The following is a 14,185-nucleotide window of genomic DNA, read 5'->3' as shown; positions in this document are numbered from 1 at the left end:
TCAGCCTCCGAAAATGCCCGGCAGCGGGCGCATGTAAATGCCAAGAACTTCCTGAACCAGATACCAGACGGCCCCAGTAGCGATGAAGGCAACAGGCAGCATGATGTGCCACTTGCGCTCACCCAGAATGAAAGAGCCAAGGATCAGGAATGCCGACGTCGAAATCAGGAAACCAACAGGACGCAGGCACAAAGCGTAGATCACCATCAAAGCCAGCAGCATCAGCGCCTGATCCAGATGGTAATCACCCAGCCGGCGATAATCGATGTCGGCTTCCTTGATCTCAGACTTTTCAAAGCCCAGCAGGATAATTGTCGTCGTGATGATACCCAGAATGGACAGCACTTTGGGGAAGGTGCTTGGCCAGATGGGATTTCTTTGCATGAAGGGGGGGAGGCTACCGTCCATCGTGAACCAGGCGGCGTAGCCATATGTTAAACAAACACCCAGCAGAACGAGCGCGATCCAGCGATCCAACGCCATGATGCCCCCTCCTTTTTTGTTGTATTTGGGGAAGGCAGAGCGGCGGTCCGCTCTGCCGATTTTTAGTTAGAGGAAGCCCAGCTTCTTCATCAGATCACCGATCTGCTGTTCCTGCTGCTCAAGGAACGTCTGGAAGTCAGCTCCCGAGTTGTGGATGTTGACCCAACCGTTACGCGCCCGAACTTCTTCCCATTCAGGAGTGTCGTACATCTTGGCGATTGCGTCTTGATATGCCGCCAGCTTGTCTTCCGGCAGGCCGGGTGCTGCGAAGAAACCGCGCCAGTTGACGAAGGTGGTATCAATACCCTGTTCCTTCATGGTCATCGCATCAGGAGCAGCGTCGACGCGTTCTTCCGATGTGACGCCGATGATTTTGACTTCGCCCGCGTTCGACAGGTCAACTGCTTCTGAGAAACCGGTCGACAGAGCCGCGATTTCACCGGACAGAAGCGCCGCCATGGCTTTACCGCCTGCGTCATACGGAATGTACTTCACGCCCAGAGCGTCTTTTCCAGCGGCTTCCATGACCATGGCTGCAACCAAGTGATCCATGCCGCCCGGTACCGAGCCACCACCAATTGCTGTGGCCGAGGGATCAGCGTCAAAAGCTGCCAACAGATCGTCCATCGAGTTGATCGGGCTGTCTTTGCCTACGACGATCGCCGCATAGTCACCAATGGTGCCTGAAACCAGAGTCAGGTCGCGGAAGTTATGCGGGAAAACACCGGTCAGCGAACGGATCACGATGGGAGTTGAGTTCACCATCAATGTACCGTGATTGCTGTCAGCGTTTTCAATCAGAAAGCCGATGGCCTTACCGCCGCCACCACCTGACATGTTCTCATAGGATGCAGTGCCAACAAGACCCGCATTCGTAAGGGCTTCACCCGTGCCGCGGGCAGTTCCGTCCCAACCGCCACCGGCACCACCGGGGATCAGAAAGTGGATGCTGTCCACGACTTGATCTTCGGCCAACGTCGGGCCGGTCAGGCCGATTGCGGCCACAGCTGCGATTAGGGCGCGACGGCCCAGTTTAATCGTTGTCATGATTTCCTCCCGTTTGACAACCGGCCGCATGGCGGCTCAGATTGGATGGTACAAAAACACACCAACCTGACATCAACCTGTCACGCGGCAAAATACTGAAAAAGCCTGATGAAATTTCTACTTGTCGAAGACAACCTGGACCTCGCGAACGCGGTCAGTTCGCGCATGCGACTGGACGGTCATGTCATTGATCACGCAGCGAATTTGGAGGACGCAACCGCCTTTGTCGAAACCGAAGAATATGACCTGATCCTGCTGGATATCATGCTTCCTGATGGGGACGGGCGAGACTTTCTGAAACGGCACCGGGCAAGTCGACTGGATACACCCGTGATCGTTTTAACCGCGCGCAGTCAGGTTTCGGATCGAATCGGTTCACTTGATCTGGGGGCGGATGACTACGTGACCAAACCGTTTGATCATGCCGAGCTTGAGGCCCGTTGTCGCGCGGTTCTGCGGCGTAAATCCGGCAGCGCGAAGTCCACGATCGAGATCGGCGGTGTCGTGTTTGATCCGGTGGCCGGACATTTGACCGTGGCCGGAGAAACGCTTTCGCTGCGAAATCGGGAACTGCGCATGATGGAGTTATTCATCAGCGCGCCTGGTCATGTATTCTCGAAACAGAAGCTGGCCGACCGGTTGTTCTCTTACGACGACAGCGTTTCGGACAACGCGATCGAGGTCTATGTGGGGCGGCTCCGCAAACATCTTGAAAAGTCGGACTTAAAGATAACGACCTTGCGCGGTCTGGGATACAGGCTGGATCATGACCGCTAATCCAACCGTTTCCGGGTCACTGCGCAACAGGCTAGTGCTGGCCTTGATTGGTGGCGCGGCGGTTCTGGCAGTCTTGTTGTTCCTTGCAGTCAGGAACTATGCGGCTCAGGTAGCGCAGCAGGGACAGGACAACATCCTCGAAGCATCCGTTACATCAATTCTTGATGCCGCCGCGCTGAGGGACGGGGTGCTTGAAGTGGATATTCCCTACGCGGCCTTTTCGATGTTGACCACCCCGTCAGATGACCGGGTGTTTTATGCCATTTATCAGGACGGTGCGTTTTTATCGGGATACGAAGATCTTCTTTTGGCAGGGGCGTCCGGACAAAGTGATTGGTTATTCACGTCGGGCGAACTGCGTGGGGAACGCATTCGCCAGGTCAGCGCAAGTCGAACGCTTGTCGGGTTGGGGAGGCAGACGGAAATTGCAATCGTGCTGGGTCAGACGCAGGATGCGCTTTCGCAGACTTTGGACCAGATTTCGCGCAATGCCGCATTTCTGGGTCTTGGCTTCTTTCTTTTGACTGCCGCGCTTTCTTTCTGGATCACATCGACCACTATCGGCCAACTAAACCGACTGACAACCTCGGTCACAAGACGGGGGCCGCAGGATTTGAGTCCCTTCAAGAAGCCGGTGCCCCGGGAAATGGCGCCGCTGGTCTTGTCCCTGAACTCATTGATGGGGCGCTTGGATCAATCGCTCAGCCAGTCAGAGGATTTTATTGCCGAAGCGGCCCACCGTGTCCGCACGCCGTTGGCGACTGTACGGTCCTATGCCGAGGCAACTCTGCATAGAGTTGAAAAGAAAGAAAACCGAGAGGCGCTCCGTGCGATGGTTCGGGCGATAGATGAAAGTTCGCGCGCTGCGGGACAGTTATTGGATCATGCCATGATCACCTTCCGCGCCGATCATCTTGAGAGGGAAGATGTCGATTTAGTTGAACTGATCCGGGAACTTGTACAGCGTTTGACGCCGATTGCGGAAATGAAGGAACTTTCGCTTTCTCTGAGAGGCGATACTGAGGTTCTCTATTCCGGCGACCCCATTCTGATTCAGAATGCAGTCCGCAACATGATCGACAATGCACTAAAATACGCGCCTGCTGACAGCGTGGTCGAGATCGAAGTTACCGCCACACCTGAAGTTGCAGTCAAAGTGAGCGACTCGGGCCCGGGCTTTCCAGCAGAAGAGATTGAACAGCTGACGCGCAGGTTCGAACGAGGCAAGAATGCAGCTGGGACGATTGGATCAGGTTTGGGTTTGACCATCGCCCAGGATGTGGCGACGGCCCATGGCGGAACCTTGGTTTTGAATAATAAGCCTACGGGGGGAGCATGCGTAGTCTTGTCACTTTAGTTTTTCTTGCGTTCCCCTGTTTTCTTTGGGCGCAGGATTGGGAAGACCAGTTGGTTTTCAATGATGGCGCAGAAGGCGCGCACCTACGTATCATCTCGAGCACGGACACAGTTCTCTTCGCGCCATTGATAGAAGGCTTTGTTGCGCGCAATCCCTCAATAAGTGTCGAATACTTCGTTTCGGGCACGGCGGATATCGACCGACGCGTTCGCGCGTCGCCGGACGCTTTCGACATTGTGGTATCCAGCGCAATGGATCTGCAACTGAAGTTGGCGAATGATGGCTATGCGCTGGCGCTTAAGGATATCGAGGCTCCGCACTGGACGCAGTGGCACCACAGCTTGTTTGCATTCACGACCGAACCTGCTGCTATCGTCATCAATCGCGAAGCGTTTGAAGGTCAGGACATTCCTCACACCCGGCAGAGTTTGATCGAGGCGCTGCGCGAGCGACCGGAGGAATTTCGCGGCAAGGTTGGCACATACGATGTACGTGAATCCGGGTTGGGTTATCTTTTCGCTACGCAAGATGCGCGCGCCTCGGAAACCTATTGGCGGCTAATGGAGGTCATGGGTGGTCTGGATGTGCGACTGTATTGCTGTTCGGGAGAAATGATAAACGATCTGGCAGATGGAAAAATTCTGGTAGCCTATAATGTCCTTGGAAGTTACGCAGCTATCCGCGCCGAGCGCAAGGATGCGCTTGAAGTGATTTTTCCGACAGATTTTCAAACAACGATGATGCGGACAGCGTTAGTGTCTGAAGAAACGCAGGAGCTGGACGCAGCCGAAGCGTTTATCAACTACTTGATTACTGAAAAGCCAGTAGCACAGGACAGCCCGTCTTCGCTTCCTCCACTGGTGTTGCAGAACGGCGCAACAGACCGAGAAACAATAGGATTAAACCCGTCACTGTTGACATTTTTGGATGACCTAAAGCGAAAAAAGTTCCTGTCAGCGTGGGAAAACGCGGTCATTCAATAGCAAAAGGACCACTAGCTTTACGTCGGTAGCGATTGGTTCAGTGTCGGGGCGGTCAGCGAAACCCAACCTATATGGAGATGGCCACAATAGTGGGCCAGTAAACTGATATTCGCCGTCTACAGCCAATTGTCCCAATCAAATCCGTTTGCTAACGTCGCCCTCGCGTCGGGGAGGGCGTGCAGACCAAGATGCTGGACTATTCGCATAACGCCTGGCTTGTGGCGGCCTCACTGGCCGTGGCGCTGATGGCAGGCTTTACCGGCCTTTACCTGACCCATGGCGCGTCCAAGCTGGACGACCAGAAGCGCAAGATCATAGTGGCGCTGGCAGCGGTGGTTCTGGGCGGCGGCATCTGGTCGATGCATTTCGTGGCCATGCTGGGGCTGCAACTGCCAATCCTGTTCTACTATGACGCGCTGATCACGCTGATCTCGGCCCTTGTGGCGATCCTGATGGTCGGGCTGGCGCTACTGTTGTTGCATTTCCGGCCACGTTCGGTGCAGACGATCATTGGCGCAGGCGTGATCGTCGGGCTGGGCATCGTGGTGATGCACTATATCGGAATGGCTGGGATGGAACTGTGTCGCCCGGTCTACAACGCGTGGGACGTGCTGTTGTCGACGCTGGCCTCGGTCGTGCTGTCGGTCGTGGCGATCTGGGTGGCCTATGACAACCGCACGCAGCGTAACATCTTGCTGGGAACGGCCTGTTTCGGTCTGGCCGTATTTACCATGCATTTTGTGGCCACCGGCCTGACGGATTTCACGGCCAGCGACAGCGCGGGGGGGGCCGGTCCGGCGCTTAACAATCAGGTGCTGGCGATGGGTGTGACGGTGGCCGTGTTCTTGATCTGCGGTGCATTCCTATTGACCGGCGTTAGCTTTCTTGAACCTGCCGCAGTTGTGGAGCCTGCTCCACTCAGCCCCGAACCCGCGACTCTGCGGGCGGGCATCCCGTTTGAGCGCGAGGGCCAGACCTTTTTCGCCGCCCCGACCGAGATCGCCGCAATCCGGGCCGAGGGGCATTACACCGTTCTTTATATCGGGGCCGAGAAATTGTTTTGCCCCTGGTCCATAACCGAGGCCGAAACCCGCCTGATCCCCGATGGCTTTTTGCGTGCCCATCGCAGCTATCTGGTGAACCCCAAACATGTCTCGGGGTTCGAACGTCACAAGGACAATGGCACGTGTTATTTCGACGGTGTGGATGCGTTGACTAAGGTGCCGGTCAGCCGGTCGCGCCTGTCCGACATTCGCGACGCGCTGGGTCTCTGATCGCAACTCGTGCAGCCTATTCGCGTTTCGTGAAACAAGCTACGCGCCCCGTTCCCCTTGGCTGGAACCCCTGATGTGACCGTTCTTTTCTGAGTGCAGGTACCCCAAGGCATATTGCTTCGGACCCAGGGAGGAAAATTATGATACCAGCCGGTTTTGAGTATCACCGGCCAGGCGACATCGCCTCGGCCATCGGCATTCTACAAGAACACGGAGACGAGGCGCGCGTGATCGCGGGCGGGCACAGCCTGATCCCGATGATGAAGCTGCGCATGGCCGAGATGGGCCATCTGGTCGATCTTCAGGCCATTGAAGAACTCAAGGGCATTGAGGTCGGGTCCGACACCGTCACCTTGGGTGCGATGGTCACGCAGCACGAGTTGATCACTCATGACGGCCTTGCCGCTGCCATTCCGCTGATCCGCGAGGCCGCATTGCAGATCGCTGATCCGCAGGTGCGCTATGTGGGCACTGTGGGTGGAAATGTGGCCAATGGGGATCCGGGCAATGACATGCCGGGGTTGATGCAATGTCTGAATGCCACGTTTGATCTGTCCGGTCCCGATGGCAATCGCAGCGTCGCCGCGCGTGAGTTTTACGAGGCCGCGTATTTCACCGCCCGCGAGGATGAGGAAATCCTGACCCGTATCTCGATCCCGGTGCCCAGCGCGGGAGTCGGTCAGGCGTATGAAAAGCAAAAGCGCAAGATTGGCGACTATGCCACGGCTGCGGCTGCTGTGATGGTGGGTAACGGAACGGCCTCGGTCGCGATGACCAATCTGGCTGACACGCCTGTGTGGTCCGAAAGCGCAAGTGCTGCACTGGCAGATGGCGATGTGAATGGCTGCGTTGCCGCGATGCTGGATGCGATCGAGCCCGTGGCCGACAATCGCGGCCCCGTCGAATTCAAGAAACATGTGGCAGGCGTCATGCTGCGCCGCGCCATCGACCGCGCCCAAAACCGCGCGGGTTGAGGGGAGGAGAACCCATGTCAAAAATGCACGTCAAACTCACCGTGAACGGCAAAGAGGTCGAAGGTCTGGCCGAGCCACGCACGCTGTTGATCCACTTCCTGCGGGAAGATCTGAAAATCACCGGCCCTCACATCGGGTGCGAAACCAGCCACTGCGGCGCTTGCACCGTTGATATCGATGGCAAGTCCGTCAAGTCCTGCACCACCTTCGTGGCGCAGGTGAACGGCGCCGATATCACAACAGTCGAAGGACTTACCAACGACGATGGCAGCCTTGGCGTATTGCAGGAGATGTTCCGCGAACACCACGGCCTGCAATGCGGTTTCTGCACGCCGGGCATGATCACCCGCGCGCATCGCCTATTGCAGGAAAACCCGAATCCGTCCGAGGAAGAAATTCGTTTCGGTATGGCTGGGAACCTCTGCCGTTGCACTGGCTATCAGAACATCGTCAAGGCCATCTCGGCCTCGGCTGACATGCTCAATGCACAGAAGGAAGCGGCGGAATGAACGATCAGACACTAACCCCCGCAGAACGCGCCGCCAACCTCAAAGGTATGGGCAGCTCGCGCAAACGCGTCGAGGATGTGCGCTTTACCCAAGGCAAGGGCAACTATGTCGACGACATCAAGCTGGACGGCATGCTGTTCGGCGACTTTGTGCGCTCCCCCTACGCACATGCCCGCGTTGTCAGCGTGAACAAAGAGGCCGCGCTGGCGCTGCCCGGCGTGATCGCTGTTCTGACTGCCGAAGACTTGTCGCCGCTGGGCCTGCATTGGATGCCGACACTGGCAGGCGATAAACAGATGGTGCTGGCCGATGGCAAAGTGCTGTTCCAAGGTCAGGAGGTCGCTTTCGTTGTGGCCGAGGATCGCTATATCGCGGCGGATGCTGCGGAACTGGTCGAGGTTGAATACGAGGAACTTCCTGTTCTGACCGACCCGTTCGAGGCGCTGAAATCCGATGTGGTCCTGCGTGAAGACCTTGAGGGTCAGACCGAAGGTGCGCACGGGCCGCGCAAGCATCACAACCACATCTTCACCTGGGAACAGGGCGACAAAGACGCGACCGAGGCTATTCTGGCCGAGGCCGATGTGGTGGCTGAAGAGATGGTCTATTACCACCGGACCCATCCGTGTCCGCTTGAGACCTGCGGGTCCGTGGCCAGCATGGACAAGGTGACCGGCAAGCTGACTCTCTACGGTACGTTCCAAGCCCCGCACGCGATCCGTACGGTGGTGTCGCTGATCTCGGGCATTGCCGAGCACAATATTCGCGTGATCAGCCCCGATATCGGTGGCGGCTTTGGTAACAAAGTTGGGGCCTATGCGGGCTATGTCTGTTCGGTCGTGGCGTCCATCGTGACCGGCAAGCCGGTGAAGTGGGTCGAGGACCGGATGGAGAATCTGATGTCCACCGCCTTTGCCCGCGACTACTGGATGCAGGGCAAAATCGCGGCAACGAAGGACGGTAAGATCACTGGTCTGTGGTGTCACACGACGGCGGATCACGGCGGGTTTGACGCCTGTGCCGATCCAACCAAGTTCCCGGCGGGGTTCATGAACATCTGTACCGGGTCCTATGACATACCGACCGCTTATCTGGCCGTGGATGGGGTTTATACCAACAAGGCTCCGGGCGGGGTAGCCTATCGCTGTTCCTTCCGTGTGACCGAGGCGGCCTATTTCATCGAACGGATGATCGAGGTTCTGGCCATCAAGCTGAACATGGACGCGGCCGAGCTGCGCCGGATCAACTTCATCAAGGCCGATCAGTTCCCCTATCAGTCCGCACTGGGCTGGGAATATGACTCGGGCGACTATCACACCGCTTGGGACAAGGCGCTGAAAGCGGTGGATTACGAAGGTCTGCGGGCCGAACAGGCGCGGCGGGTTGAGGAGTTCAAAGCCGGTAAGACTCGCAAACTGCTGGGCATTGGTCTGACGCATTTCACGGAAATCGTTGGGGCCGGACCGGTGAAGAACTGCGATATCCTCGGGCTTGGCATGTTCGACAGTTGCGAAATCCGCATCCACCCGACCGGGTCCGCTATTGCTCGGCTGGGGACAATCTCTCAGGGTCAGGGTCACGCGACGACCTTTGCGCAGATCATTGCCAGTGAGATCGGGTTGCCTGCCGATGACATCACGCTGGAGGAAGGCGATACCGACACCGCTCCGTATGGTCTGGGAACTTACGGGTCTCGGTCGACGCCTGTTGCAGGTGCGGCAACGGCAATGGCCGCGCGCAAAATCCGTGCCAAGGCGCAGATGATTGCGGCCTATTTGCTGGAGGTCCACGACGACGATGTTGAATGGGATGTGGACCGGTTTGCGGTCAAAGGTGCGCCCGAGCGGTTCAAGACCATGAAGGAAATCGCCTTTGCTGCCTATAATCAGGCGATCCCTGGCTTGGAGCCAGGTCTTGAGGCTGTGAGCTACTATGACCCGCCGAATATGACCTACCCGTTCGGGGCCTATATCTGCGTCATGGAGATCGACGTCGACACCGGCGAGTGGGACGTTCGCAAGTTCTATGCGCTGGACGATTGCGGCACGCGGATCAACCCGATGATCATCGACGGGCAGGTTCATGGCGGCGTGACCGAGGCGTTGGCCATCGCGATGGGGCAGGAGATTGCCTACGACGAGATGGGCAATGTGAAGACCGGCACGCTGATGGACTTCTTCCTGCCGACCGCGTGGGAGACGCCGAACTATATCACCGACTATACGGTGACGCCGTCCCCGCACCATCCGATTGGCGCGAAGGGTGTTGGGGAAAGCCCCAATGTGGGTGGTGTGCCCTGTTTTTCGAACGCGGTGCATGATGCGTTCCGGCCCTTTGGGTTGGTGCAGAGCCATATGCCGCATGATCATTGGCGGATCTGGAAGATCGCAAATGGGTTGGGGATGCACGGGTGAATGGGTTCGGACCGGCCTGAGCCGGTCCGACTAAGCAAGGGGGCTCTGCCCCCTTGGACCCCCGGGATATTTTTGGCCAGATGAAGAATGGATCCTGGTTTTGACTTTGAGTGATGTGCAGAACGGATTGGCCGCGCAAGGTTATGTTGCTGATGATCGGTTGGCGATGGCGTTGCATTTGGCGCAGGCGCTGGGGCGACCTTTGCTGCTGGAAGGGCCGGCAGGAGTTGGTAAAACCGAGGTGGCCAAGGCGATGGCGGCTTGGCGGGATGCCAGATTGATCCGGTTGCAGTGCTATGAAGGGCTGGATGCCAGCCACGCGATTTATGAGTGGAACTATCAGCGGCAACTGTTGGCGATCCGAGCGTCGGACGCGCAGGGAGGGGTTGGCGAGGCGCAGTTGTTTTCCGATGCGTATTTGCTGAGACGGCCTTTGTTAGAGGCTATTTCTCAGGATGTTCCTCCGGTTTTGTTGATTGATGAGATTGATCGGGCGGATGAGGAATTCGAAGCATATTTGCTGGAAATACTGTCCGACTTTCAGATCACCATCCCTGAGCTTGGGACGGTCGAGGCAAAGACTCGGCCCATTGTGATCCTGACCGCCAATGGGACACGGGATTTGTCAGATGCTTTGCGGCGGCGGTGTCTTTACAGTTTCCTTGATTACCCCTCGAAAGAGGTTGAAATGGCGATCCTTCGGGCGCGGATGCCCGAGGTCGAAGGCGTGCTGGCGCGGCAGATCATTGAGGTCGTACAGGCGTTGCGCAAGGAAGATTTGGAAAAGACGCCGGGCATTGCAGAGATGTTGGATTGGGCTGCGGCGCTGTCAGGTTTGGGCGTCAACGACATGGCGCAATCGCGCGACGCTGTGCAGGCAACGCTTGTGTGCTTGTTGAAAACCGCCGCCGACTATGACGCCGCCCCGCCCGAGGTGATGGACCGGTTGATCGGGAAGGTAGCGTGATGCAGGTCACGCGGTTTCCTTCTCGGGCCGATGGGTTGGCAGATCGGATGTCTGGCTTCATTACGCATTTGCGATCGAACGGATTGCGGGTTGGTCCGGCTGAGACAGGCGATGCATTGGCCGCCTTGACCGCGGTACGCGCGACGGATGCGCGGCAGGCAAGGCAGGCTCTGTGCGTTTTGTTGACGGGGGATGCTGAGGATTGGCGTCGGTTCGACGATCTGTTTGATGCCTATTGGTTCAACACCGGCAAACAGCGGGGCGGTGTGGCGGAAACCAGCCATGTGCGGGTGCAGTCGGCAAAACCGATGATCTGGCAGCAGGAAACGCAAACGGAAACCGAGGCCGGAAATGGCTCGGATCAGGATGGGTTGCCGGATTCGGGTGACGGTGAAGCAGAAGGCAAAGACGGCCAGCTAATCGCAACGCGCACCACCAATCTATCGCGCAGGGATTTGCGGGAGCTGATGGATGAACAGGCTCTGATGGAGGCCGAAAAGGCTGCAATGACTTTGGCACGCGCCATTCGGGATCGACGCTCGCGTCGGCGGAAACGGGCATTGCGCGGGCCAGCACTGGACATGAGACGGATCCAGCGCGCCAGCCTGGCGCGTGGGGGTGAGCCGATGGACCTGTACCGACGGGCGAAACCGCCGCGTCCTATGCGGATCGTGGCGCTGTGTGATGTCAGCGGGTCGATGACTGTGTATTCGCGGGTGTTTCTGGCTTTTCTCAAAGGCCTGATCGGCAGTGGGACCGAAGCGGATGCCTATCTGTTTCACACGCGTCTGATGCGGGTGACGGACGCCTTGCGCGATCACGACTCGATCCGTGCGGCTGGGCGGTTGTCCTTGATGGCCGAGGGGTTTGGCGGCGGCACCGATATTTCAGGGAGCCTAGAGAGCTTTCTGAACGGCTATGGCGCGCGTGCTTTGAACGGGCGGACCATCGTGCTGATCCTGTCAGACGGCTATTGCAGTTCCGACCCGCAAGCGCTGGGCGCAGTCCTGGCGCGCATCCGGCGCAAGGTCCGGCGGATCGTTTGGCTGAATCCGCTGAAGGGATGGAAAGACTACCAACCCATCGCAGCGGCGATGCAGGCAGCGGAACCCCATTTGGACGCGCATTTGCCTGCCAACACGCTCGAGGCGCTGGCAGCGCTTGAGCCGCAGTTTCGCAAGTTGTGAAAGGAGTCTGATATGGCAAATTTCGACATATTCGACACGATCGAAACCCTGCGCCAAACCGGTGAGCCGTTCTGTGTCGCTACGGTGTTGCGGACAGCGGATGCGACCTCGGCCAAGGCGGGGGGCAAGGCGGCCATTACCCGCGACGGGCGAATTTTGGGCCATCTGGGTGGTGCCTGTGTGCAGCGCGCGGTGCGCAGTTCAGCGACACAAGCGCTGACCAGCGGTGCGCCGCAGATGATCCGCGTGAAACCCTCGGACAAGGTGGTCGATATGACGGACCCGGATGGCGTGCAAACCTTCAAAAGCGGTTGCCCCTCGGGCGGGACGGTGGATTTGCTGGTTGAACCGTATCAGCACGCGCCAAGATTAGTGATCTTTGGCACCTCGTTGATTGCCAAGGCGCTGGGCGAACACGGGACGCTGGCTGGGTTTCGGGTGACGAGCAGCACGCCCGAGACGGTCGAAGACTTGGGTATCGAGGCGCGCGACTTTGTTGTCGTGGCCTCGCAAGGTCAAGGAGACGGCGCAGCCCTTGGGGCCGCGCTGAACACGCAAGCCGCGCGGGTGTCGATGGTGGCCAGCCGCCGCAAAGCTGAAACACTCACGGAAAAGCTGATTGGACAGGGTTTGGACCCAGCCCGCGCGGCGCGTCTGAAATCCCCAGCCGGGCTGGACATTCATGCCATTGATCCACACGAAATTGCCCTGTCGATCCTGGCCGAGATCGTGATGTGGCGGAACACGGATAATTCGACGGAGGTCACTGAAGATGAAAAACTGGCTTAAAAGTCTGTGGCCTGCGCGCCCGAAACAAACACCGGAACAGGCGACGGAAACCGCCCTTCTGGTTTTTCCGAAATGCTGTTGAACAAAGGAAACATGAATGGAACTGAGTGACGAAATCCGCATCGCCGCCCCGCGCGACGTGGTCTACAAGGCGCTGAATACGCCCGATATTTTGCAGGAGTGCATTCCGGGTTGTGAAGAGCTGATCCAGAACTCGCCCGAGGATCTTGAGGCCAAGGTGGTTCTGAAAATCGGTCCGGTCAAAGCCAAGTTTGCCGGCCAAGTAACGCTGGATAATTCCAACGCCCCCGGCGGGTTTTCCCTGACCGGTGAAGGCAAAGGCGGTGCCGCCGGGTTCGCCAAGGGCGGTGCCGAGGTCACGTTGACCGAGGACGGGGCTGAGACAATTCTGTCCTACACCGCGAAGGTCGATGTCGGCGGCAAGATCGCCCAACTTGGCAGCCGTCTGATTGCAGGAACGGCCAAAAAGCTGTCGGGCAAGTTCTTCACCCGATTTGGCGAAATCGTAGCGGAACAGGCTGTGTCCTGATCATTTTTTCGGGTCGGTTTCCGGACTGGCCCGAATTTTACTGTGCGAATTGATCCCGCGCAAAAAGCTTTGTTCTTTGCGCACATGGTGCAAGTCGCTAAGTTAGCTTTGTGTTTTATGTGCAAAGTTAAGCAATTTGGCGGCGAAAATGATTGATGAAAATGACCCTTCGGGGGGATTCCTATGTCTGGATTTCTACGACTTGGAACAACAAGTCCGGCGTAACTCCGATGACGCGGAGGGAATATGAGCGGCATTGGCTGTCTGCCCAACCTAATGAGGTCAAAGAAAAGTATCGCGCACGGCTCGACGGGACTTTTGAAAAGGTTCGAAAAGGAGGGAAGCTGACTGAGGCCGAGGTTGGCGATGTCTGGTACTATGGCTCGCAGGACGGCAATCCGGCACCGAGTTTCATGAACGGAGGCGGCCTGCCGGTGCTGTCAAACTCGGCCAAAACGGTTCTGGAACAGTTCGAACTGGGTGAAACCTATTTCCACTTGATCAGATTGCAGGCTCCGGCCGGCCATGCGACCACGGACGAGCCATACTACATCCTTAATGTGTGCAACAAATGGTCGATGGGGAACTACGAGGCGTTGGGGCCGTTAGGAGACAGAACAGCTCCTCTAAGTAACCGTTCCGGAGTAGTTTTTCGTCCTCGAATTGGACGGGAACATGAGCTTGTAGTTGCTCCAGAAGCTTTGGGTGGTCCCGACATCTGGATCGATCCGAAAGTTCCCGAACTCCTGTTCCTCTCGGAACGTCTCGTCTCAGCTTTGAAGGCAGCCGGAGTCGATGACGGTTGGGGTTTAGTCCGCTGCCCTGTTGGGGTTCTGTGACGCAAACGGTGCGTCGGAACAAAAAACCCCGCTGC

14 protein-coding genes are annotated in these 14,185 nt (G+C 57.6%); 12 read left to right on the top strand and 2 right to left on the bottom strand.

The window, feature by feature from the left end; genetic code table 11:
• The gene (locus ACR0C5_RS10650; RefSeq protein WP_170771248.1) at window positions 1–483 is read right to left on the bottom strand and encodes a tripartite tricarboxylate transporter TctB family protein; all 483 of its coding nucleotides are present in this window, start codon (window positions 481–483) and stop codon (window positions 1–3) included.
• Window positions 484–549: 66 nt separating this feature from the next.
• The gene (locus ACR0C5_RS10645; protein ID WP_170355568.1) at window positions 550–1,530 is read right to left on the bottom strand and encodes a Bug family tripartite tricarboxylate transporter substrate binding protein; all 981 of its coding nucleotides are present in this window, start codon (window positions 1,528–1,530) and stop codon (window positions 550–552) included.
• 108 nt (window positions 1,531–1,638) lie between these two features.
• Here ACR0C5_RS10645 and ACR0C5_RS10640 point away from each other — a divergent pair, with 108 nt between their 5' ends.
• The 12 genes from ACR0C5_RS10640 to ACR0C5_RS10585 all read left to right on the top strand — a co-directional run bounded on the left by ACR0C5_RS10640 (window position 1,639) and on the right by ACR0C5_RS10585 (window position 14,150).
• Entirely contained in the window at window positions 1,639–2,307 is a 669-nt protein-coding gene (locus ACR0C5_RS10640) for a response regulator transcription factor (RefSeq protein WP_170771245.1), read from the top strand.
• Window positions 2,297–3,664, top strand: coding sequence for a sensor histidine kinase (locus tag ACR0C5_RS10635; protein WP_480876397.1), 1,368 nt, complete (start codon window positions 2,297–2,299; stop codon window positions 3,662–3,664). The genes ACR0C5_RS10640 and ACR0C5_RS10635 overlap by 11 nt, the downstream gene beginning before the upstream one ends.
• Window positions 3,643–4,647, top strand: a complete 1,005-nt coding sequence (locus tag ACR0C5_RS10630) for an ABC transporter substrate-binding protein (RefSeq protein ID WP_480876395.1) — start codon at window positions 3,643–3,645, stop codon at window positions 4,645–4,647. Before ACR0C5_RS10635 ends, ACR0C5_RS10630 begins: the two co-directional genes overlap by 22 nt.
• A gap of 188 nt (window positions 4,648–4,835) precedes the next feature.
• Entirely contained in the window at window positions 4,836–5,921 is a 1,086-nt protein-coding gene (locus ACR0C5_RS10625) for an MHYT domain-containing protein (protein WP_170771578.1), read from the top strand.
• A 140-nt stretch (window positions 5,922–6,061) separates the two neighbouring features.
• Window positions 6,062–6,895, top strand: coding sequence for an FAD binding domain-containing protein (locus ACR0C5_RS10620; protein ID WP_170771238.1), 834 nt, complete (start codon window positions 6,062–6,064; stop codon window positions 6,893–6,895).
• Window positions 6,896–6,909: 14 nt separating this feature from the next.
• On the top strand, window positions 6,910–7,404 hold the full coding sequence (locus ACR0C5_RS10615) for a (2Fe-2S)-binding protein (protein ID WP_170771236.1): 495 nt from the start codon (window positions 6,910–6,912) through the stop codon (window positions 7,402–7,404).
• Window positions 7,401–9,818, top strand: a complete 2,418-nt coding sequence (locus tag ACR0C5_RS10610; RefSeq protein ID WP_480876394.1) for an aerobic carbon-monoxide dehydrogenase large subunit — start codon at window positions 7,401–7,403, stop codon at window positions 9,816–9,818. The genes ACR0C5_RS10615 and ACR0C5_RS10610 overlap by 4 nt, the downstream gene beginning before the upstream one ends.
• Before the next feature lie 100 nt (window positions 9,819–9,918).
• On the top strand, window positions 9,919–10,785 hold the full coding sequence (locus ACR0C5_RS10605; RefSeq protein ID WP_480876392.1) for an AAA family ATPase: 867 nt from the start codon (window positions 9,919–9,921) through the stop codon (window positions 10,783–10,785).
• Window positions 10,785–11,972 (top strand): vWA domain-containing protein, encoded by a 1,188-nt coding sequence (locus tag ACR0C5_RS10600; protein ID WP_480504262.1) that lies wholly within the window; start codon window positions 10,785–10,787, stop codon window positions 11,970–11,972. Before ACR0C5_RS10605 ends, ACR0C5_RS10600 begins: the two co-directional genes overlap by 1 nt.
• 12 nt (window positions 11,973–11,984) lie before the next feature.
• Window positions 11,985–12,761: an XdhC family protein gene (locus ACR0C5_RS10595; RefSeq protein ID WP_480876390.1), complete on the top strand. Its 777-nt coding sequence runs from the start codon at window positions 11,985–11,987 to the stop codon at window positions 12,759–12,761.
• Window positions 12,762–12,858: 97 nt separating this feature from the next.
• Window positions 12,859–13,311: an SRPBCC family protein gene (locus ACR0C5_RS10590; RefSeq protein WP_480876388.1), complete on the top strand. Its 453-nt coding sequence runs from the start codon at window positions 12,859–12,861 to the stop codon at window positions 13,309–13,311.
• A gap of 155 nt (window positions 13,312–13,466) precedes the next feature.
• Window positions 13,467–14,150 (top strand): imm11 family protein, encoded by a 684-nt coding sequence (locus ACR0C5_RS10585; protein WP_480876386.1) that lies wholly within the window; start codon window positions 13,467–13,469, stop codon window positions 14,148–14,150.
• Window positions 14,151–14,185: the final 35 nt, after the last annotated feature.

It is taken from the genome of Ruegeria sp. N8, from assembly GCF_056531325.1.
This window is presented reverse-complemented; position numbering and strand designations above follow the sequence as displayed.

Coding starts and splice junctions, on each gene's coding strand:
- ACR0C5_RS10650 (WP_170771248.1), bottom strand. CDS start 483: ATGGCGTTGGATCGCTGGATCGCGCTCGTTCTGCTGGGTGTTTGTTTA.
- ACR0C5_RS10645 (WP_170355568.1), bottom strand. CDS start 1,530: ATGACAACGATTAAACTGGGCCGTCGCGCCCTAATCGCAGCTGTGGCC.
- ACR0C5_RS10640 (WP_170771245.1), top strand. CDS start 1,639: ATGAAATTTCTACTTGTCGAAGACAACCTGGACCTCGCGAACGCGGTC.
- ACR0C5_RS10635 (WP_480876397.1), top strand. CDS start 2,297: ATGACCGCTAATCCAACCGTTTCCGGGTCACTGCGCAACAGGCTAGTG.
- ACR0C5_RS10630 (WP_480876395.1), top strand. CDS start 3,643: ATGCGTAGTCTTGTCACTTTAGTTTTTCTTGCGTTCCCCTGTTTTCTT.
- ACR0C5_RS10625 (WP_170771578.1), top strand. CDS start 4,836: ATGCTGGACTATTCGCATAACGCCTGGCTTGTGGCGGCCTCACTGGCC.
- ACR0C5_RS10620 (WP_170771238.1), top strand. CDS start 6,062: ATGATACCAGCCGGTTTTGAGTATCACCGGCCAGGCGACATCGCCTCG.
- ACR0C5_RS10615 (WP_170771236.1), top strand. CDS start 6,910: ATGTCAAAAATGCACGTCAAACTCACCGTGAACGGCAAAGAGGTCGAA.
- ACR0C5_RS10610 (WP_480876394.1), top strand. CDS start 7,401: ATGAACGATCAGACACTAACCCCCGCAGAACGCGCCGCCAACCTCAAA.
- ACR0C5_RS10600 (WP_480504262.1), top strand. CDS start 10,785: ATGCAGGTCACGCGGTTTCCTTCTCGGGCCGATGGGTTGGCAGATCGG.
- ACR0C5_RS10595 (WP_480876390.1), top strand. CDS start 11,985: ATGGCAAATTTCGACATATTCGACACGATCGAAACCCTGCGCCAAACC.
- ACR0C5_RS10590 (WP_480876388.1), top strand. CDS start 12,859: ATGGAACTGAGTGACGAAATCCGCATCGCCGCCCCGCGCGACGTGGTC.
- ACR0C5_RS10585 (WP_480876386.1), top strand. CDS start 13,467: ATGAAAATGACCCTTCGGGGGGATTCCTATGTCTGGATTTCTACGACT.